The organism is Streptomyces sp. NPDC056503 (assembly GCF_042794995.1).
Lineage (GTDB): Bacteria > Actinomycetota > Actinomycetes > Streptomycetales > Streptomycetaceae > Streptomyces.
Window position 1 is genome coordinate 61,975 of sequence record NZ_JBHTST010000019.1, and the last position, 18,242, is coordinate 80,216.

Genomic DNA, 18,242 nt, shown 5'->3' on the forward strand with positions numbered 1-18,242 from the left:
CAGGGTCCGCGCGGCGGGCGGGGTCAGTCGGTGACGGCGAACTCGCACCAGACGCATTTGCCGCCGCCCCGGGACTCGACGCCCCAGCTGTCGGAGAGCTGGTCGACGAGGAGGAGTCCCCGGCCCGAGACGCCCGCCTCGCCCGCCTCGCGGCGGCGGGGCAGGGCGCTGGAGCGGTCCTCGACCTCGACCCGCAGCCGCCGTTCGGCGCCGGGGAGGACCCTCAGGGTGATGATGGCGCCGCCGTCGGTGTGCATCAGGGCGTTGGTCATCAGCTCGTCGGCGACGAGTTCGATCTCGTCGGCGCGGGAGCCGGCGCCCCAGGCCCGGACGGCGGCCCGGATCATGTGGCGGGCGGCGCTGAGCGCCTCGGGGTCGCTCTGCGCGACGTGCTGGCGGAAGCGGCCGCCGCTGGGGGCGTAGGCGCCGAGGCGGCGCAGCAGCAGGATGGCGACGTCGTCCTCGCCGCCGCGTTCGGCGACGACGTCGCAGAGCAGGTCGGCGAGCTGCTGGAGGTCGGAGGGGCCGCGCCGGACGAGGGAGGAGAGCCATTCGAGCCCCTCGTCGAGGTCGGCTCCGGGCTTCTCGACGAGCCCGTCGGTGTAGAGCATCAGGGTCTGGCCGGGGTCGAGTTCCAGGGTGGTGACGGGGTAGTCGAGCCGGCCGAACTCGGCGGAGAGGCCGAGCGGGAGCCCGCCCTCGACGGGGACGCGGCGGCAGGAGCCGTCGGCCTCGCGGACCAGCGGGTCGACGTGGCCGGCGCGGACGACCTGGACGACGCCGGTGTTGGGGTCGGCCTCCGCGTAGGTGCAGGTGGCGAAGCGTTCGGTGTCGAGTTCGTGGAGGAAGACGGAGGCGCGGGCCATGACGGTGGCGGGGGTGTGGCCCTCGGCGGCGTAGGCGCGCAGCACGATCCGCAGCTGGCCCATGACGGCGGCGGCGTGGGTGTCGTGGCCCTGGACGTCGCCGATGACGGCGCCGACCCGGCCGCCGGGGAGCGGGATGACGTCGTACCAGTCGCCGCCCACGTCCCGGCCGAGGCGGGCGGAGCGGTAGCGGACGGCTATCTGGGCGCCGGGCACGTCGGTGATCCGGCGGGGCAGCATCGCCTGCTGAAGGCCCTCGGCGAGGTCGTGCTCCTGCTCGTACAGCATGGCCCGCTGGAGGCTCTGGGCGATGCTGCTGCCGAGGGCGACGAGGAGGGTCCGCTCGTCCTCGCTGAAGCCGGTGCGGTCGCTGTAGAGCAGGCCGAGGGCGCCGATGGGGCGGGCCTGGGCGATGAGCGGGAGATAAGCGGCGGCGGTGATGCCGAGGCCGCTGATGTGCGGCCAGAGGACGGGGAAGGAGGCGGCGAAGTCCTCGGCGGTGTCGATGAAGCGGGGCCGCAGGGTGCGGATCACCTCGCTCATCGGGTAGGGCTCGTCCACCCGGGTGAAGCGGGTGCCGGGGACGAAGGCGCCGTCGGGCCCCTCCGCGACGAGGTGGATGCGGCCGGCCTCCAGGAGGCCCATGACGAGGCTGGCGGCGCCGAAGTGCTCCAGGGCGTGCGAGTCGTTGAGGAGGTCGATGACGTCCTGGACGGTGCGGGCGTAGGCGAGGGCGGCGGTGGTGCCCTCGACGACCCCGGCGCGCTGTCTGCGGCCCTCGTCGAGGCCGAGGCGGGCGGCGGACTCGGTGAGCTCGTGGGTGGCGTCGCGCAGCACGCCCACGATCCGCACGGGACGGCCGTCGGGGTCCCGGTAGACGAGGCCCTGGGTGTGGGTCCACTGGTGGGAGCCGTCGCGGCGGCGGATGCGGAAGTACGCCCCGTACTGGTCGCTGCCGTCCTTGAGCGCCTGGGCGACCAGGGTGTCGAGCTGCCGGCCCTCGTCGGGCAGGACCCGGCTGCCGAGGCTCTCGGGGCGCCCGTCGTACTCCTCGGGGTCGAGGTCGAAGACGTCGAGTGAGGCCTCGTCCATCCGCATGGTGCCGGTGGTCAGGTCCCAGTCGAAGCCGCCCATGCGGAAGGCGGATCCGAACGCGCTGAGGATCGGCGCCGCGGCGCCGTCCGTCCCCGGTGCCGGCGCCGTGCCCGGCCGGCCCGCCGCGTCCGGCCGGCCCGCCGCGTCCGCTCCCCCGCTGCCCACACTCATGGGGGCCACGCTAGGGCCAGCGGGTTCCTCGCGCACCACGAAGATCTTTCAGCCGGCGAAGGTGGGGGGCTCGGGCGGTTCGGGCTCGCCGGGGACCTGGCCGGGCGGAAGGCCGCCGTCCGGGTCGGTGTACGGGTCGGTGTACGGGTCGGTGTACGGGTCGGCGTAGGGGTCCGTGTACGGGTCGGCGTAGGGATCCGTCGGCGGTTCCTCGTACGGGGCGGTGGGGGCGTCGGGCTCGGGGTACGGCTCCGAGGGCGCGTCCGGGGCCGTCGGCGCGTCCGGCGGCGTCGGCGCGTCCGGTACGGAGGGGGTGTCCGGTACGGAGGGGGTGTCGGGCGCCGCGGGCGTGTCGGGCGCCCGGGGCGTCTTCGGCGCGGCGGGGGCTTCGGGGGTCTTCGGGGTGGCGGGGCGCTCCGTCGGGACCTCCGGGGTGGCGGGCGCGTCGGGGTCCCCGGTGCCGGTGTCCGGGGTGACGGGGTCGCTGAGGGCGCAGACGTCGGGGTCGCAGTCGGGGACGGTGTCGGGCTTGCGGTCCCGGTCGCCGTCGCTGCCCGCCTTGCGCTCGATCCAGCTGTCGTCGGAGACGTTCACGATGACGAGGCTGGTGACGACGGTGGTGGTGGGCTTGACGCTGATCACGCGGTCGGGGTCGAAGCCGGACCAGGGGTCGCCGTGGTGGACGGCCCCGGAGACGCTGACGGGCGTGCGGAGCGGATTGCCGCAGGCGCAGCGGACGCGCGGGGCCCCGTAGGGGTCGACGAGGACGGCGGTGCCGGCCTGGAGGACGGACTGGAAGGCGGCGGCCCCGCCGTCGCGGAAGCCGTGGTTGGTGACGCGGGTGTCGGCGCGCAGCAGGACGGGGGTGAGCTCGCGGAGCCAGTCGGCGACGCCGCCCTCGGGGATGCCGGCCGCCTCGGCGAAGGCGCGGAGCTTGGCGGGTTCGGCGGCGAGGTAGGCGACCTGCTGCTCGACGTCGCAGCTGGCCTCGGCGCGGGTGCCGCCGTAGAGGCCGGGGGTGGAGCCGGTGACCTCGCGGACGCCGGGGGCGCTGACGGGCCGGGCCTCGGCGTCGGGCCCCTCCTGGAAGGCGCGCAGTCCGGCGCCGCGCGCGGTGGAGGCGGTGAAGGGGTCGGGTCCCTGGGCGGCGACCGGCTGGAGGTGCACCTCGTGGGCGGCGCCGAGGGCGGCGCGGCCGGCGGCGCCCCCGGGGTCGTCGGCGGAGCATCCGGCGAGGAACAGGGCGGCGGCGCCGAGCGCCGCGGCGAGGGCGGTGCGGCCCTGGCTGCGGGCGGCTCCGGGGGCTGGGCGGACGGCGGCGGGGTGGCTCCGCGTCCGGCGCTGCGTGGGGCGCACGTTGCTTCTCCCGGTCGTCACGGATGGGTTCCTCCCGTTCTGTCGCAGTCGGTGACGGGGTGCAAGCGGAGCGCGTCCGACCGGGCGGCGGGGCGGCCCCCCGAGTGGACTTGAACGTGTTCAAGGAAGCCTCTACGCTCGGTGCCGACATCATTGAACGCGTTCAAGTCAGGGGTGGGGTGCCATGACCGCACTGTCGGCCTTCGTGGTCCCGGTCGTCACGCTCGGGATGCTCTGGGTCGTACCGACCGGGCTCGGCCTCGTCGAGGGGCCCCGTCCGCCCGGCTGGGACCTGCTGCGCCGGGCGTGGCCGCTGCTCGCCCTGCCCGGCGCGGTCTCGCTCTGGCTCCCCCGCTCCGACGCGGCCACCGCGCTCGCGGCCTGCTACGCGCTGGCCACCCTGGCCCTCGCGCTCCAGGCCCCGGCCCGGCTCGCCCTCACCCTCACCCGGCCCCCGGCCGGGGGGACCCCCCACCCGCCGCGCCCTGCGCTGCCGGCCGAGATCGCGGTCCTCACGGCCCTCGTCTCGCCCTCCGTCGCCGGCCTCGCGCTCGTCGCCGAGCGGGCCTCGTACCCGCTCTTCGGCTTCGAGCCGGACCTCCTCGCGCTGACCGTGCCGCACTTCCACTTCGCGGGCTTCGCCGCCGCCCTGGTCGCCGGGCTGCTCTGCCGCGCCTCCGACGGCGGGGTGCTGGCCGGGACCGCCGCGCTCAGCGTGCCCGCCGGCACCCTGCTCGTCCTGATCGGCTACTTCGTCGACGACTGGGCCGAGCTCGCCGGCGCGGTCGTCCTCACCGTCGGCATGGCCGCCGTCTCGGTACTGACCCTGCGGGAGCGGCGCGGGCTCGCCTCCGGCACCGCGACCCGGACCCTGCTCGGCGTCTCGGCGCTGGTCCTGGCCGTCACCATGGCCCTCGCGCTCTGGTGGGCGCTGGGCGAGGCGACCGGCCTGCCGCACCCCACCCTGACCTGGATGGCCGCCACCCACGGCCTCGGCAACGCGCTCGGCTTCGCCGTCTGCGCCCTGCTCGCCCGGCGCCGGCTCCACCCCGCCGGCCGCCGCCACCCCGCCCCCCTCCCGCGAACGGAGCTCCCGGCATGAGCCGCATCCTCGGCGATCTGACCCCCCGCCGCGTCCTGACCTACCGCGAGGTGGGCGCCACCCGCACCCCCGGCGCCCTCCCCGCCGGCTACCACCACCTGCGCCACAGCGCCCCCGTCGGTCACGGCGCCGCCGACTTCCGGACCGCCGCGGAGGCCGTCACCACCTGGCGGATGCACCGCGCCACCGGCGCCCGCGTCCGCTCCACGGCCGGCCGCGCGGCCCCCGGCGTCACCCTGGAGGTCGCGCTCGGCCTCGGCCCGCTCGCCTACGGCGTCCCCTGCCGGGTGATCTGGCTCCCCGAGGAGGAGCACCGGGCCGGCTTCGGGTATGGCACCCTCACCGGCCATCCGGAGTGCGGCGAGGAGTCCTTCCTCGTGGAGCTGGAGCCCGATGGCACGGTCCGCTTCACGGTGACCGCCTTCAGCCGCCCCGCCGCCTGGTACACCCGGCTCGCCGGCCCGCTCGTCCCCCGCCTCCAGCTCGCCTACGCCCGCCGGCTGGGCCGCGTCCTCACCCGGCTCGTCGCCGCGGGCTGATACTGGAGGCGATGGAGTGGTTCACCGCGCCCGAGCTGTGGATGGGCCGGACCGTCTTCCAGCGCGGCCTGGCGGTGCTGTACTGCGTGGCGTTCCTGTCGGCCGCGCTCCAGTTCCGGGCGCTCATCGGCGAGCGCGGCATGCTCCCCGTACCGGAGTACCTGCGCCGCACCACCCCGCGGCGCTCCCCCTCCCTTTTCCACTGGCGCTACTCGGACCGTCTCTTCGCGACGGTCGCCTGGTCGGGCGCCGCGCTGGCGGCGGCGCTCGCCGCCGGGGCGGGCGACGCGGTGCCGCTCGCCGTCGCCATGCCGCTGTGGCTGGTGCTCTGGGGCCTCTACCTGTCGATCGTGAACGTCGGCCAGACCTGGTACGCCTTCGGCTGGGAGTCGCTGCTCCTGGAGACCGGGTTCCTCGCGGTCTTCCTCGGCAACGACGACGTCGCCCCGCCCCTCCTCGTCCTCCTCCTGCTCCGCTGGCTGCTCTTCCGCGTCGAGTTCGGCGCGGGGCTCATCAAGATGCGCGGCGACGCCTGCTGGCGGAAGCTCACCTGCCTCTACCACCACCACGAGACCCAGCCGATGCCCGGCCCGCTGAGCTGGTTCTTCCACCGGCTGCCCCGCCCCCTGCACCGCGTCGAGGCGGCCGCCAACCACGTCGTCCAGCTCGCCGTGCCGTTCCTTCTCTTCACCCCGCAGCCGGTGGCCACGGTCGCGGCCGGCCTGATGATCGCCACCCAGCTGTGGCTGGTCCTCTCCGGCAACTTCGCGTGGCTCAACTGGCTCACGATCGTCCTCGCCGCCTCCGCCCTGGACCTCTCCGCCCTCACCGGCGACCACCCCCGCCCCGACCCCCCGCCCTGGTACGCCGCCCTGGTCCTGGCCCTCACCGCCCTGGTCCTGGTCCGCAGCCACCGCCCGGTCCGCAACCTGCTCTCCCGCGACCAGGCCATGAACCGCTCCTACGACCCCTTCCACCTGGTCAACACGTACGGCGCCTTCGGCACGGTCGGCCGCGTCCGCGACGAGATCGTGGTGGAGGGCACCCGCGACGAGCTCCCCGGCCCGGACACGGAGTGGCTCGCGTACGGCTTCAAGGGCAAACCCGGCGATCCCGGCCGGTGGCCGCGCCAGTTCGCCCCGTACCACCTGCGGCTCGACTGGCTGATGTGGTTCGCGGCGCTGTCGCCCGGATACGCGCGCGAGTGGTTCGGACCCTTCGTGGAGCGGCTGCTCGCCGGGGACCGGGACACCCTGCGGCTGCTCGCGCACAACCCGTTCCCGGACGCCCCGCCGGTGCACGTCCGCGCGCGGCTCTACCGGTACCGCTTCTCCACCTGGCGGGAGCTGCGGACGAGCGGGGCGTGGTGGCGGCGGCGGCTGCTGCGGGAGTACCTGCCGCCGGTCCGGCTGCGGGGGTGAGCCGGACGCGACGGTGCCCCCGGCCGGAGGGCCGGGGGCACCGGGGTCGCGCGGGCCGTGTCGGTACGGCCCGGGGGACGACGCCTCACGTCGGGGGCACCGGTCAGTCGATGCCCGGCAGGATGTGGGGCTCGGCGAGGTCGTCCTCGTAGCCCGCGAGGCGGATCGGGGCCGAGCGGGCCCAGACTTCGAGGTTGCCCAGCTCGCCGTTGCGCCGCTGCCGTTCGGAGGGTTCCGACGGTCGGGGTTCCTGCTTGAGTTCGGGTGTCACCGCGCACTCCTTTGTGTCGCGTCAGTTGAGGACGTGGGGCCGTTCGGTCGCGGTGGCGCCGGTCGTGGGCGGGGCCGCGGCCGAGGTGGGTGGCCAGTCCCCTGGAAGGCCGTGGAGCGGTGTGTCGCTCCGGTGGCCGTCCGTGGGCATCAGAGTAACCAAATGAGCGCACATGCGCTCTACCGGGCTCCAAAGTGTGACGCGTTCGGGTGACGAAGGCCGAAAGAGCGCCCTTCCGGAGGGAAGGGCGCTCTCGAAATCGGGAGGACGGACCGGCTACCACTTGCCGGGGGCGTAGTCCTTCATGAAGACGCCGTACAGGTCCTCCCCGGCCTCGCCGCGGACCACCGGGTCGTAGACGCGGGCCGCGCCGTCGACCAGGTCGAGCGGGGCGTGGAAGCCCGCCTCGGCGAGCCGCAGCTTCTCGAAGTGCGGGCGCTCGTCGGTGATCCAGCCGGTGTCGACCGAGGTCATGAGGATCTTGTCGGACTCGAACATCTCCTGGGCGCTGGTCCGGGTCACCATGTTCATGGCGGCCTTCGCGGCGTTGGTGTTCGGGTGCCCCGCGCCCTTGTAGCCGCGGGAGAAGACGCCCTCCATGGCGGAGACGTTGACGACGTACGCCCGACCGCTCGCCGCCTTGGCGGCGGCCTCGGCCATCGACGGGCGCAGCGCGCTGATCAGGATGAACGGCGAGGTGTAGTTGCAGAGCTGGGTCTCCAGGAGCTCCACCGGGGAGATCTGGTCGATGGTCTGCACCCAGGTGTTGGAGTCCACCACGTCCGGCAGCAGGCCACCGGCGTCGATCGCGGTGCCCGCCTGGTACTGCTCCAGGCTCGCGTTGCCCGCGACGAGCGCCAGGTCGGCGACCTTCTGGGCGTCGAGGCCGCTGGTGCCGACCGGGAGCGCGGCGAGACCGTCGACCGCGCCGGAGTTGAAGGCGCCGATGACGTGGTGCGCGGGCAGCTCGCCGGCCGGCAGCGGGGCGGTCTCGCCGTCGACGAGGGCGGCGTACGCGGAGGGCAGCCGGCGCACGGTCTGCGTCGCGTTGTTGATCAGGATGTCCAGCGGGCCCGCCGCGGAGACCTGCTCGGCGAGGGCCACGGCCTGGGCCGGGTCGCGCAGGTCGATCCCGACGACCTCCAGACGGTGGATCCACTCCGCCGAGTCCTCCATCGCCTTGAAGCGGCGGATGGCGTCCTTGGGGAAGCGGGTGGTGATCGTGGTGTGCGCGCCGTCGCGGAGCAGCCGCAGCGCGATGTACATGCCGATCTTGGCGCGGCCGCCGGTGAGCAGGGCCCGCTTGCCGGTGAGGTCGGCGCGGATGTCCCGCTTGGAGCGGTTCAGGGCCGCGCAGTCCTGGCAGAGCTGGTGGTAGAAGTAGTCGACCTCGACGTACCGGGTCTTGCAGGTGTAGCAGGACCGGGGGCGCTGGAGTATGCCCGCGATCCTGCCGGCCTCGGTGACGGAGGAGGGCAGGATGCCCTCGGTCTCGTCGTCGATGCGCTGGGCGGAACCGGTCGCGGTGGCCTCGGTGACCGCCCGGTCGTGGGCGGTCTTGGCGGCCCGGCGGTCCTGGCGGCGGCGCTGCTTGACCGTGCGGTAGATGCCGGCGGTGGCGCGGCGGACGGCGATCGCGTCCGGGTGGTCGACGTCGATCTTGTCGAGCTCGTCGAGCACGCTCAGGCAGACGGCCAGGCGCTCGGGGTCGATGCCCGGCCCGTACTCCTGGAATTCTTCAGTCACCGTCATGGCCTTCGTCGTTCCTCGATCGCTCGCGGGCGGGGTGCCGCCGGGGGGTTCCGAAGAGGCAACTTTACGGAGCCGGGGGCCGCCGCTCCAAACCCGTTCGCGGGGCGTGGTCGAACACACAGTCGCCGCAGAGGCCGCCGGAGGCCGAGCGGTAGTAGAGGCAGCAGGTGGTGCGGCGCAGGGCGGGACCCCGTACCGTGCCGGCGAGGTCCGGGTGGTCGAGGAGCCCCTGGACGAGGGCGGCGGCCCGCGCGGCGGCCTCGGGCCGGTCGTGGGCGCGGGCCCAGCGGATCAGCTCGCGCAGGGCGCCGGCGAGCGCCGAGCCCGCGTTGCCCCACAGCAGCCGGGGCGAGATCCGCCCGTCGCGGGCGAAGGCCGCGTGCAGCGGGACGAGGTGCGCCCGGTGCACGGCCTCGCGGAGCGCCGCGACGGTGGCGGGGCGGGTGTCGGTGCCGGCCCACCACAGGTCGTCCGGGGCGCCGAGCGCCGGGTCCCAGTACAGGCAGGCGGGGTCGAGGGCCGGGAAGCGGCCGTGCAGTGCGGCGGGGCCGAGCGCCGTCGACCAGAGGCGGGCGGCGAGGCCGAGGTGCGCGACGGAGGCGCCGACGCGCCGCTCGGGCGCCCCGAGCCGGCCGGCGACCTGGTCCACGCGCGCGTGGAGGGGGTCGTCGCCCGGCGGGTCGCCCTCGTAGAGGCGCGCGAGGGGCCGGTGGTCGCCGCCGGTGGGCGGCGGGGTGGTCCGCAGGGCGAAGAAGCCGCCGGGGGACGCGCCGCTCGTCTCGGGATCCACCGCTCCCCCTCGGGTTCCGCCGCCGGCACGGCCCGGCGGTGCGGGGTCACCGTATCCCGGAGCGGCCGGGGGGATCTTGCGGGCCAAAGTGGACCGGCCGGGGTGCCGACTGGCTCGGGATGTGGCTTCCGTACGAGCGGGGCGGTCGGGCCGGTACCGCTCCACACGACCGTTTCCGCCCGATTGCACCCACTGTGACCTGCGGTGTCGTACGACTCCGGTCGTACGCGACGGGCGCGTACTGCGTCGGCGGTACCGGTGAAGGCGTTCCCTGGTCTGACGACGGGAGCGGCCCGGCGAGCGATCGTGGAGGGTATGAGTCCCCTCGTGCTGTCCGTCGTCCTGTCGCTGGTCTCCGCGGTGGCGTACGCGGGCGCGGCGATCGTGCAGGAACGGGTCGCCGCGGCCGCTTCCGGGCCGACCTACGCGCCGCTGCGCAATCCGGTCTGGTGGGGCGCCGTGCTGCTCAACGGGCTGGGCGCGACCCTGCATGTGGTCGCCCTCGCCTACGGACCGCTCAGCGTGGTGCAGCCGCTGGGCGCCCTCACCATCGTGTTCGCGCTGCCGATGGCCGCCCTGTTCGTGCGGCGCCCGGCGGGACGGCGGGCCTGGCACGGGGCGCTGATGGCCACGGCCGGACTCGCCGGGCTGCTCAGCGTGACCGACGGCGGCGAGGGGCGCACCCCCGACGGCGGGGAGCGCTGGCTGCTGGCCGGCGCCACCTTCGCGGCGGTGGCGGCGCTGTTCGTCCTCGCCCGGCTCGTCGGCCGGTCCGCGCTGCGCGGGGTCGCGCTGGCCGCGGCGGCCGGCGTGGCCTTCGGGGTGGCGTCGGTCTTCACCAAGGCGGTCGCCGAGGAGTGGTCGCCGGACGCGCCGCTCGCCGAGTGGGGCTCCGCGCTGGTGCTGTCGGCCCTCGCGATCACCGGACTGCTGCTGTCCCAGGCCTCCTACCGGGGCGCCGGCCTCGCCGCCCCGCTCGCCACCGTGACCGTGGTCAACCCCGTGGTGGCCGCCACCGTCGGCCTCACCCTCTTCGGCGAGGGGTTCCGGTACGGGGCGGCCGGCACGGTCGCGGCACTGGTCTGCGGCGCGGTCGCGGCGGGCGGCCTCGTCGAGCTGACCCTCGACCGGCTGACCCGTCCGGGCGGGGACGGGCCCTCGGCGTCAGATGGAGACGCCGCGGGCCCTGAGGTAGGCGAGGGGGTCGATGTCGGAGCCGTACCCGGGACCCGTCCGCACCTCGAAATGGAGGTGCGGTCCCGAGCTGTTGCCGGTCGATCCTGAGCGCCCGATGCGCTGGCCGCCGGTGACGCGCTGCCCCTCGCGGACGGAGACGGCGGAGAGGTGGGCGTACTGGCTGTAGCGGCCGTCGTCGTGGCGGACCACGATCTGGTAGCCGTACGCGCCGCCCCAGCCGGCGGAGACGATCTTCCCGTCGGAGACGGCCTTGACGGTGGTGCCGGTGGGCACGGGGAAGTCGACGCCGGTGTGGTAGCCGCTGGACCAGGACGAGCCGGGCTTGCCGTAGCGGGTGCCGATGTCGGCGGAGACCGGGGCCGAGTAGCGGTCCTCGCGGGGCGCGGCGGCCTGGGGCCTGCTCTGCGGCTTCGGCTGGGGCTTGGGCTTCGGCTGAGCCACGGGCCTGCTCTGCTGCTCCGGCCGGGGCTGGGGCTTCGGCTGCGGCTTCGGCCGGTCCGCGGGCTTGGTCTGCTGCTTGGGCACCGCCTTGACCGGGGGCTTCGCCTGCGTCTGCGCGGCGGGCCGGTGGCCGGCCGGCTTGACGGCCGGGGGCTTCGTGGCGGGCGCCTGAGCGGCCGGGGCCTTCGGGGGCGCGAGCGGCTTGAGCGTGGGCGGCGCCTGCGGGGACGTCGGGCGGGCGGCGGGCGCCGGGGCGGGGCGCGCCGGGGCGGCGATCCGCAGGGTGAGGCGCTGGCCGGGCAGGATCAGGTCGGGGTCGTCGCCGACGACCTTGCGGTTGATCTCGTACAGACGCTGCCAGCCGCCGCCCACCCGTTCGTCGCGGGCGATCGCGGAGAGCGAGTCGCCGGGCGTGACGGTGTACATCTCGCGGACGGTGGGGACGGTCGTCGGGCCGGGCTTCGCGGGCGCTTCCCGGGGTAACGCGCGCTGCCCGGGCAGCGAGGCGGTCCGTACGTCGCCGCCGCCCGGGGTGTCCGGCGCGGGGCCGCCGCGGGCGAGGCCGGCGCGCGGACCGCAGGCGGGCCAGGCGCCGGGACCCTGGCCCTTGAGGACCCGCTCGGCGACGGCGACCTGCTGGTCCTTGGAGGCGAGGTCGGCGCGGGGCGCGAACTCGCGGCCGCCGTAGGCGACCCAGGTGGACTGGCTGAACTGGAGGCCGCCGAAGTAGCCGTTCCCCGTGTTGATCCGCCAGTTGGAGGAGGACTCGCACTTGGCGACCTTCTCCCAGACGTCCAGCGAGGCCGCCTGGGCGGCCCCCGCGCCGACGAGCGGCAGCGCGAGGCCTGCCCCTCCGGCGGTGACGGTGAGCGAGGCGCGGTTGATCCGGCTCGGCTGGTGGCGGCGGTGACGTCCGCGTACGGCCATGGGCCCCCCTAGAACACAGCGACAGCGGTCCAAGTTACGGGGGTCGCACGCTGTGTGACAAGCCGGACGCGGAAGTCCGCCGGAGTGGACTCCCGTACGTCAACGGGGCGTTGGCGGCTCGCACGGTCCGCGCCCCGCGCCGGCGGGGCCGGGCTGCGGCTGGGGCTCGGGCGGCGGCACCGGCCCGCCGGGCTGGGGTGGTCCGGGCGGGGCCGGCTCGGGCGGCACGGGCACCGGGTTCGGCGGGGGCACCGGCACCGGCCCGGGCTGCGGCGACGGGATGGCGCCGCCTTCGCGTACGTCGGCGCCGTCGACCCCAACGAACCCGGCCACTACCCGGTCTGCCCGCTGCTCCGCTTCACCAGCCTGTACTGCCCCGGTTGCGGCGGCCTGCGCAGCGCCCACGCCGTCGCCCACGGCGACCTCGTGACCGCGCTGGGTGCCAACGCGCTCGCCGTCGCCGGCTACGCCGTCTGCGCGGTCCTGATGGTGGTGTGGCTGGTTCACGCCGTCCGCGGCAGACCGACCCGGATCGCCCTCGCGCCCGCCTGGTGGTGGGCGATCGGGGCGCCGACCGCCCTTTTCACGGTGATCCGGAACCTTCCGTTCGGCTCCTTTCTGGCCCCCTGAAGTCCCAGCACGTGGGACGCCGCGCCGCTCGATGCGGATCAGAGGGCCAGCTGCGGATACCATCGAGATGGCTGAACCGTGTTCATTCAGGTTCCGTGGAACCGTCACCGTCCCGGAAGGGGGCCTCTCGCGTGAGTGTGCTCGACGAGATCATCGAAGGCGTGCGCGCCGACCTCGCAGAGCGGCAGGCGCGGGTCTCCCTCGACGAGCTCAAGGACCGCGCCGCCAAGGCCCCGCAGGCCAAGGACGGGGTCGCCGCGCTGCGCGGCGACGGCGTCACGGTGATCTGCGAGGTCAAGCGGTCCAGCCCGTCCAAGGGAGCGCTCGCGGCCATCGCCGACCCGGCGGGGCTCGCCGCCGACTACGAGGCGGGCGGCGCCGCCGTCATCTCCGTCCTCACCGAGCAGCGCCGCTTCGGCGGCTCGCTCGCCGACCTGGAGGCCGTGCGCGCCCGGGTGGACATCCCGGTCCTGCGCAAGGACTTCATCGTCACCGCCTACCAGCTCTGGGAGGCCCGGGCGTACGGAGCGGATCTCGCGCTCCTCATCGTCGCCGCCCTGGAGCAGGAGGCCCTCGTCTCCCTCATCGAGCGCGCCGAGTCCATCGGGCTCACCCCGCTCGTCGAGGTCCACGACGAGGAGGAGGTCGAGCGCGCGGTCGACGCCGGCGCCCGGATCATCGGCGTCAACGCCCGCAACCTCAAGACCCTCCAGGTCGACCGCTCCACCTTCGAGCGCGTCGCCCCGGAGATCCCGGCGCACATCGTCAAGGTCGCCGAGTCCGGCGTCCGAGGCCCGCACGACCTCATCGCCTACGCCAACGCCGGCGCCGACGCGGTGCTGGTCGGCGAGTCGCTGGTCACCGGCCGCGACCCGAAGACCGCCGTCGCCGACCTCGTCGCCGCCGGCGCTCACCCGGCCCTGCGGCACGGCCGGAGCTGACCGCCGCGCCATGACCCCTCGCCACGTCGCAGCGCCGACCGCCCCGGGCTCCACCGCCCAGGGGCCCGTCGGCCTGCGCGTGGTCGCGGTCTCCGTGGCGGCCCACGCCCGGCTCGCCCGGGGCTGCCGGCCCCGCGGCTGCCGGGCCCCCGCCCGCCGTGTCCACGGCCGCCGGGTCCGCCACTGCATCGGCTCCGAACCGGGCCAGGTCAACGGCATGCGATGGCGCGCCCGTCCCACGCGCGCGCACCCGTCGTCCCTGTGGGCAGGCGTCCCGCAGGGCGGGACGGGTGGGCACAGGGACGACGCCCTCTGCCGGGCCTAGGCTTCCGCGCCTGAACCCGCACCCCGATGTACGGCTCCGTACGGGTGCGGGTCCAGGCACAGGCGCGGAGGCACCCGCGGAGGTGCCGTTCCGTCGTGCCCACCCGTTCCGCCCCTGCGGAACGTATGCCCACGACGGAGCGGCGGCGGCACCGTCCCGCACGCGCGTACGAAGCGAGTCACGTCCTTCCACGACCGCATCGCCCCGCGAGGAGCAGCATCCGCATGACCAGCGAGTTCTTCATCCCGGACCCGGAGGGTCAGGTCCCGTCGCCCGAGGGCTACTTCGGCGCCTTCGGCGGCAAGTTCATCCCCGAGGCCCTCGTCGCCGCCGTCGACGAGGTCGCCGTCGAGTACGAGAAGGCCAAGAACGACCCCGAGTTCGCCCGTGAGCTCGGCGACCTCATGGCCCACTACACCGGCCGCCCCAGCGCCCTCACCGAGGTGCCCCGGTTCGCCGAGCACGCCGGTGGCGCCCGGATCTTCCTCAAGCGCGAGGACCTGAACCACACCGGCTCGCACAAGATCAACAACGTGCTCGGCCAGGCCCTGCTCACCAAGCGCATGGGCAAGACCCGGGTCATCGCCGAGACCGGAGCCGGCCAGCACGGTGTCGCCACCGCCACCGCCTGCGCCCTCTTCGGCCTCGAATGCACCATCTACATGGGCGAGGTCGACACCCAGCGCCAGGCCCTCAACGTGGCCCGGATGCGGATGCTCGGCGCCGAGGTCGTCTCCGTGAAGTCCGGCAGCCGCACCCTCAAGGACGCCATCAACGAGGCCTTCCGCGACTGGGTCGCCAACGTCGACCGGACGCACTACCTCTTCGGCACCGTGGCCGGACCGCACCCCTTCCCGGCGATGGTCCGCGACTTCCACCGGGTCATCGGCGTCGAGGCCCGCCGCCAGCTCCTGGAGCGGGCCGGACGCCTCCCCGACGCGGCGATCGCCTGTGTCGGCGGCGGCTCCAACGCCATCGGCCTCTTCCACGCCTTCCTGCCCGACACCGGCGTCCGGCTCATCGGCTGCGAGCCGGCCGGCCACGGCGTCGAGACCGGCGAGCACGCGGCCACCCTCACCGCCGGCGAGCCCGGCATCCTGCACGGCTCCCGGTCGTACGTCCTCCAGGACGACGAGGGCCAGATCACCGAGCCGTACTCGATCTCGGCGGGCCTCGACTACCCCGGCATCGGACCGGAGCACTCGTACCTCAAGGACACCGGCCGCGGCGAGTACCGGGCCGTCACCGACGACGCCGCCATGCAGGCGCTGCGGCTGCTCTCCCGCACCGAGGGCATCATCCCGGCCATCGAGTCGGCGCACGCCCTGGCCGGGGCCCTGGAGGTCGGCAAGGAGCTCGGCAAGGACGCGCTCCTCGTCGTCAACCTCTCCGGCCGCGGCGACAAGGACATGGACACGGCCGCCCGCTACTTCGGCCTTTACGACGGGGAGGGGTCGAAGTGACGACCGGGAACATCCAGCTGCTCAGCGACACCCTGGAGCGCGCCAAGGCCGAGGACAGGGCCGCGCTCATCGCCTACCTCCCGGCCGGGTTCCCGACCGTGGACGGCGGCATCAAGGCGATCAAGGCGGCCTTCGAGGGCGGCGCCGACGTCGTCGAGGTCGGCCTGCCGCACAGCGACCCGGTCCTGGACGGACCCGTCATCCAGACCGCCGACGACATCGCCCTGCGCGGCGGCGTCAAGATCGCCGACGTCATGCGGACGGTCAAGGAGGCCCACGAGGCCACCGGCAAGCCGGTCCTCGTCATGACCTACTGGAACCCGATCGACCGGTACGGCGTCGAGCGCTTCGTCCGGGAGCTGGCCGAGGCCGGCGGCGCGGGCTGCATCCTGCCCGACCTGCCGGTCCAGGAGTCCGCGCTGTGGCGGAAGCACGCCGACGAGCACGGTCTCGCCACCGTCTTCGTCGTCGCCCCCAGCAGCAGGGACGAGCGGCTCGCCACCATCACCGAGGCCGGCTCCGGCTTCGTCTACGCCGCCTCCCTCATGGGTGTCACCGGCACCCGCGCGTCGGTCGGCGAGCAGGCCGCCGACCTGGTCCGCCGCACCCGGGTCACCTCGAAGATCCCGGTCTGCGTCGGCCTCGGCGTCTCGAACGCCGTCCAGGCCCGGGAGGTCGCCGCCTTCGCCGACGGCGTCATCGTCGGCTCGGCCTTCGTCCAGCGGATCCTCGACGCCGACGGCGACGAGGCCGCCGGGCTCGCCGCCGTAAAGGAACTGGCGGCCGAACTCGCGGAGGGCGTGCGCCGCGCCTGACCACCCGATGTAGTCCATTCGGGTGGATATGGGACCGGGGAGGCGCGGACGCGCCTCCCCGGTTCGTTGCTGTGGGCGTGAGCGAGAAGAACCGTGACGGTAGTAGCAAGAGCGCGCGGGAGCGCCTCCAGCAGCAGCGCGAGCGCGAGAAGGCCCGTGAGAAGCAGCGGCGGGTCCTGATCGTGACGGCGGGAGTGGTCGGCGTCCTGGGCCTCGCCGCCGTCGTCGGCGTGATCGCCGCGAGCGGCGACAAGGACTCCGGGTCGGACAAGGCCGGGCCGGTCGTCGCCCCCACCGGCTCCATCGAGGGCGACAAGCCGGCCATCCCCACCGGCGCGTCGGACGCCCCGTCCACCCTCCAGATCTGGGAGGACTTCCGCTGCCCGGCCTGCGCCCAGTTCGAGAACGTGATGCGGGACTCCATCCACGAACTGGAGGCCGCCGGGGCGCTCAAGGCCGAGTACCACCTCGCCACCCTCATCGACGGCAACATGGGCGGCAGCGGCTCGCTGCGCGCGGCGAACGCGGCGGCCTGCGCCCAGGACGCCGGCAAGTTCACCGCGTACCACGACACGCTCTACACCAACCAGCCGCAGGAGACCGACGACGCCTTCGGCAAGAACGACAAGCTGATCGAGCTGGCGGCCAAGGTGCCCGGCCTCGACACGCCGTCGTTCCGCTCCTGCGTCGAGGACGGCACGCACGACAGCTGGGTCGAGAAGTCCAACGAGGCCTTCCAGAACGGCGGCTTCCGCGGCACCCCGTCCGTCCTGCTCAACGGAGAATCGATCTTCCCGACCAAGGGCGGCGAGCAGATCTCGCCGGAGAACCTGAAGAAGTGGGTCGCCGAGGCCAACAAGGGCAAGAAGCCGGGCACGGCCTCCCCCTCGGCGGGGTAGCGCCGGCGGGTTAGTTATTCAGACGTTGCCGGGTGGGCTGCCGGTCCGCCCGCCCGGCAAGGTAGCGTCGGACCTGCCATGGACCTTGCCTACATTCCCAGCCCGTCGACCGGTGTCATCCACCTCGGACCGATCCCGCTGCGCGGCTATGCCTTCTGCATCATCCTCGGTGTCTTCGTCGCCGTCTGGCTCGGCAACAAGCGCTGGATCGCCCGGGGCGGCACCGCCGGCACCGTCGCGGACATCGCCGTCTGGGCGGTGCCCTTCGGCCTCGTCGGCGGACGCCTCTACCACGTGATCACCGATTACCAGCTGTACTTCAGCGAGGGTGAGAACTGGGTCGACGCCTTCAAGATCTGGGAGGGCGGCCTCGGCATCTGGGGCGCCATCGCCTTCGGCGCCGTCGGCGCCTGGATCGGCTGCCGCCGCCGGGGCATCCCGCTCCCGGCGTACGCGGACGCCATCGCGCCCGGCATCGCCTTCGCGCAGGCCATCGGCCGCTGGGGCAACTGGTTCAACCAGGAGCTGTACGGCAAGCCGACCGACCTGCCGTGGGCGCTGAAGATCACCGAGAGCGCCAACCGCGAGGCCGGGCTCTACCACCCGACCTTCCTCTACGAGTCGCTGTGGTGCGTCGGCGTCGGCTTCCTCGTCATCTGGGCCGACCGCCGCTTCAAGCTCGGCCACGGCCGCGCCTTCGCCCTGTACGTGGCCGCCTACTGCTCCGGCCGCGTCTGGACCGAGTACCTGCGCGTCGACGAGGCCCACCACATCCTGGGCCTGCGGCTCAACGTGTGGACCGCGATCGTCGTCTTCCTGCTCGCCGTCCTCTACATGGTCGTCTCGGCGCGGGTCCGCCCGGGCCGCGAGGAGACCGTGGAGCCGCGCTCCCGGAAGCCGGTGGACACGGAGAAGGCGGACGACGCCGGGGACGCGGACGCCGAGGGCGCCGGCTCCGGGGACGCGGACTCCGGGAAGGCCGCCGCGGACGCCGACCCGGACGGCTCCGGCGACTCCGCCGACGCGGAGTCCGACGACGTGGAGAACGGGGCCGGGAACGGCGCCGGATCCGCCGCCAAGGGCTGACCCCGCCACCGCACGGACGGACGAGGGCCGCCGGGACCGAAGAGGTCCCGGCGGCCCCCGCGCCAGGCCCGGCCCCGGTCAACCGTACCGCGCCGCGGGGGGGAGGTCCCGGGGGGCGCCCGCCACCACCCCCGCGTCCCCGAAACCGCCCTCCG

The 18,242-nt window shown here is 74.6% G+C and carries 17 protein-coding genes; 11 read left to right on the plus strand and 6 right to left on the minus strand.

Annotation, left to right across the window (positions count from 1 at the left end; all coding sequences use genetic code 11):
- Positions 1-23: 23 nt before the first annotated feature.
- Together ACFQ8C_RS08430 and ACFQ8C_RS08435 are read right to left on the minus strand one after the other, a co-directional pair.
- On the minus strand, positions 24-2,000 hold the full coding sequence (locus ACFQ8C_RS08430; RefSeq protein ID WP_383453585.1) for a SpoIIE family protein phosphatase: 1,977 nt from the start codon (positions 1,998-2,000) through the stop codon (positions 24-26).
- Between the two features lie 180 nt (positions 2,001-2,180).
- The gene (locus tag ACFQ8C_RS08435) at positions 2,181-3,509 is read right to left on the minus strand and encodes a DUF6777 domain-containing protein (RefSeq protein ID WP_383453548.1); all 1,329 of its coding nucleotides are present in this window, start codon (positions 3,507-3,509) and stop codon (positions 2,181-2,183) included.
- A 172-nt stretch (positions 3,510-3,681) separates the two neighbouring features.
- Here ACFQ8C_RS08435 and ACFQ8C_RS08440 point away from each other — a divergent pair, with 172 nt between their 5' ends.
- The 3 genes from ACFQ8C_RS08440 to ACFQ8C_RS08450 are packed head-to-tail and all read left to right on the plus strand — an operon-like array spanning position 3,682 to position 6,550.
- Positions 3,682-4,590, plus strand: a complete 909-nt coding sequence (locus ACFQ8C_RS08440; RefSeq protein ID WP_383453587.1) for a YndJ family protein — start codon at positions 3,682-3,684, stop codon at positions 4,588-4,590.
- Positions 4,587-5,129 (plus strand): DUF1990 family protein, encoded by a 543-nt coding sequence (locus ACFQ8C_RS08445; protein WP_383453550.1) that lies wholly within the window; start codon positions 4,587-4,589, stop codon positions 5,127-5,129. Before ACFQ8C_RS08440 ends, ACFQ8C_RS08445 begins: the two co-directional genes overlap by 4 nt.
- A gap of 11 nt (positions 5,130-5,140) precedes the next feature.
- Positions 5,141-6,550 (plus strand): lipase maturation factor family protein, encoded by a 1,410-nt coding sequence (locus ACFQ8C_RS08450; RefSeq protein WP_383453552.1) that lies wholly within the window; start codon positions 5,141-5,143, stop codon positions 6,548-6,550.
- A 103-nt stretch (positions 6,551-6,653) separates the two neighbouring features.
- Here the strand turns inward: ACFQ8C_RS08450 and ACFQ8C_RS08455 are convergent, their stop codons facing one another.
- The 3 genes from ACFQ8C_RS08455 to ACFQ8C_RS08465 all read right to left on the minus strand — a co-directional run bounded on the left by ACFQ8C_RS08455 (position 6,654) and on the right by ACFQ8C_RS08465 (position 9,363).
- Positions 6,654-6,821 (minus strand): hypothetical protein, encoded by a 168-nt coding sequence (locus tag ACFQ8C_RS08455; RefSeq protein WP_383453554.1) that lies wholly within the window; start codon positions 6,819-6,821, stop codon positions 6,654-6,656.
- A 276-nt stretch (positions 6,822-7,097) separates the two neighbouring features.
- Positions 7,098-8,573 carry an SDR family NAD(P)-dependent oxidoreductase gene (locus ACFQ8C_RS08460; RefSeq protein WP_383453555.1) on the minus strand — a complete coding sequence of 492 codons (1,476 nt, stop codon included), beginning with the start codon at positions 8,571-8,573 and terminating at the stop codon, positions 7,098-7,100.
- Positions 8,574-8,637: 64 nt separating this feature from the next.
- A complete protein-coding gene (locus tag ACFQ8C_RS08465) occupies positions 8,638-9,363 on the minus strand; it encodes an IucA/IucC family C-terminal-domain containing protein (protein WP_383453557.1) in 726 nt (241 codons plus the stop codon).
- 315 nt (positions 9,364-9,678) lie between these two features.
- On the opposite strand from ACFQ8C_RS08465, the gene ACFQ8C_RS08470 reads away from it, so the two are divergent.
- Positions 9,679-10,647: a DMT family transporter gene (locus ACFQ8C_RS08470; protein WP_383453559.1), complete on the plus strand. Its 969-nt coding sequence runs from the start codon at positions 9,679-9,681 to the stop codon at positions 10,645-10,647.
- On the opposite strand, the gene ACFQ8C_RS08475 is transcribed toward ACFQ8C_RS08470, so the two are convergent.
- Entirely contained in the window at positions 10,528-11,928 is a 1,401-nt protein-coding gene (locus tag ACFQ8C_RS08475; protein ID WP_383453561.1) for a transglycosylase family protein, read from the minus strand. The two genes, ACFQ8C_RS08470 and ACFQ8C_RS08475, sit on opposite strands and share 120 nt — an antisense overlap.
- Before the next feature lie 267 nt (positions 11,929-12,195).
- Between ACFQ8C_RS08475 and ACFQ8C_RS08480 the strand changes: the two genes are divergently transcribed.
- The 7 genes from ACFQ8C_RS08480 to lgt all read left to right on the plus strand — a co-directional run bounded on the left by ACFQ8C_RS08480 (position 12,196) and on the right by lgt (position 18,087).
- Entirely contained in the window at positions 12,196-12,558 is a 363-nt protein-coding gene (locus tag ACFQ8C_RS08480) for a DUF2752 domain-containing protein (RefSeq protein ID WP_383453589.1), read from the plus strand.
- 131 nt (positions 12,559-12,689) lie between these two features.
- Positions 12,690-13,499 carry an indole-3-glycerol phosphate synthase TrpC gene (trpC, locus tag ACFQ8C_RS08485; protein ID WP_383453563.1) on the plus strand — a complete coding sequence of 270 codons (810 nt, stop codon included), beginning with the start codon at positions 12,690-12,692 and terminating at the stop codon, positions 13,497-13,499.
- Positions 13,500-13,509: 10 nt separating this feature from the next.
- Positions 13,510-13,824, plus strand: coding sequence for a tryptophan biosynthesis modulator TrpM (gene trpM, locus ACFQ8C_RS08490; protein ID WP_383453565.1), 315 nt, complete (start codon positions 13,510-13,512; stop codon positions 13,822-13,824).
- 224 nt (positions 13,825-14,048) lie between these two features.
- Positions 14,049-15,287, plus strand: a complete 1,239-nt coding sequence (trpB, locus tag ACFQ8C_RS08495) for a tryptophan synthase subunit beta (protein WP_383453567.1) — start codon at positions 14,049-14,051, stop codon at positions 15,285-15,287.
- The gene (gene trpA, locus ACFQ8C_RS08500) at positions 15,284-16,102 is read left to right on the plus strand and encodes a tryptophan synthase subunit alpha (RefSeq protein ID WP_383453569.1); all 819 of its coding nucleotides are present in this window, start codon (positions 15,284-15,286) and stop codon (positions 16,100-16,102) included. The genes trpB and trpA overlap by 4 nt, the downstream gene beginning before the upstream one ends.
- A 77-nt stretch (positions 16,103-16,179) precedes the next feature.
- Positions 16,180-17,001: a DsbA family protein gene (locus ACFQ8C_RS08505; protein ID WP_383453571.1), complete on the plus strand. Its 822-nt coding sequence runs from the start codon at positions 16,180-16,182 to the stop codon at positions 16,999-17,001.
- 78 nt (positions 17,002-17,079) lie between these two features.
- A complete protein-coding gene (gene lgt / locus ACFQ8C_RS08510) occupies positions 17,080-18,087 on the plus strand; it encodes a prolipoprotein diacylglyceryl transferase (protein ID WP_383453573.1) in 1,008 nt (335 codons plus the stop codon).
- Positions 18,088-18,242: the final 155 nt, after the last annotated feature.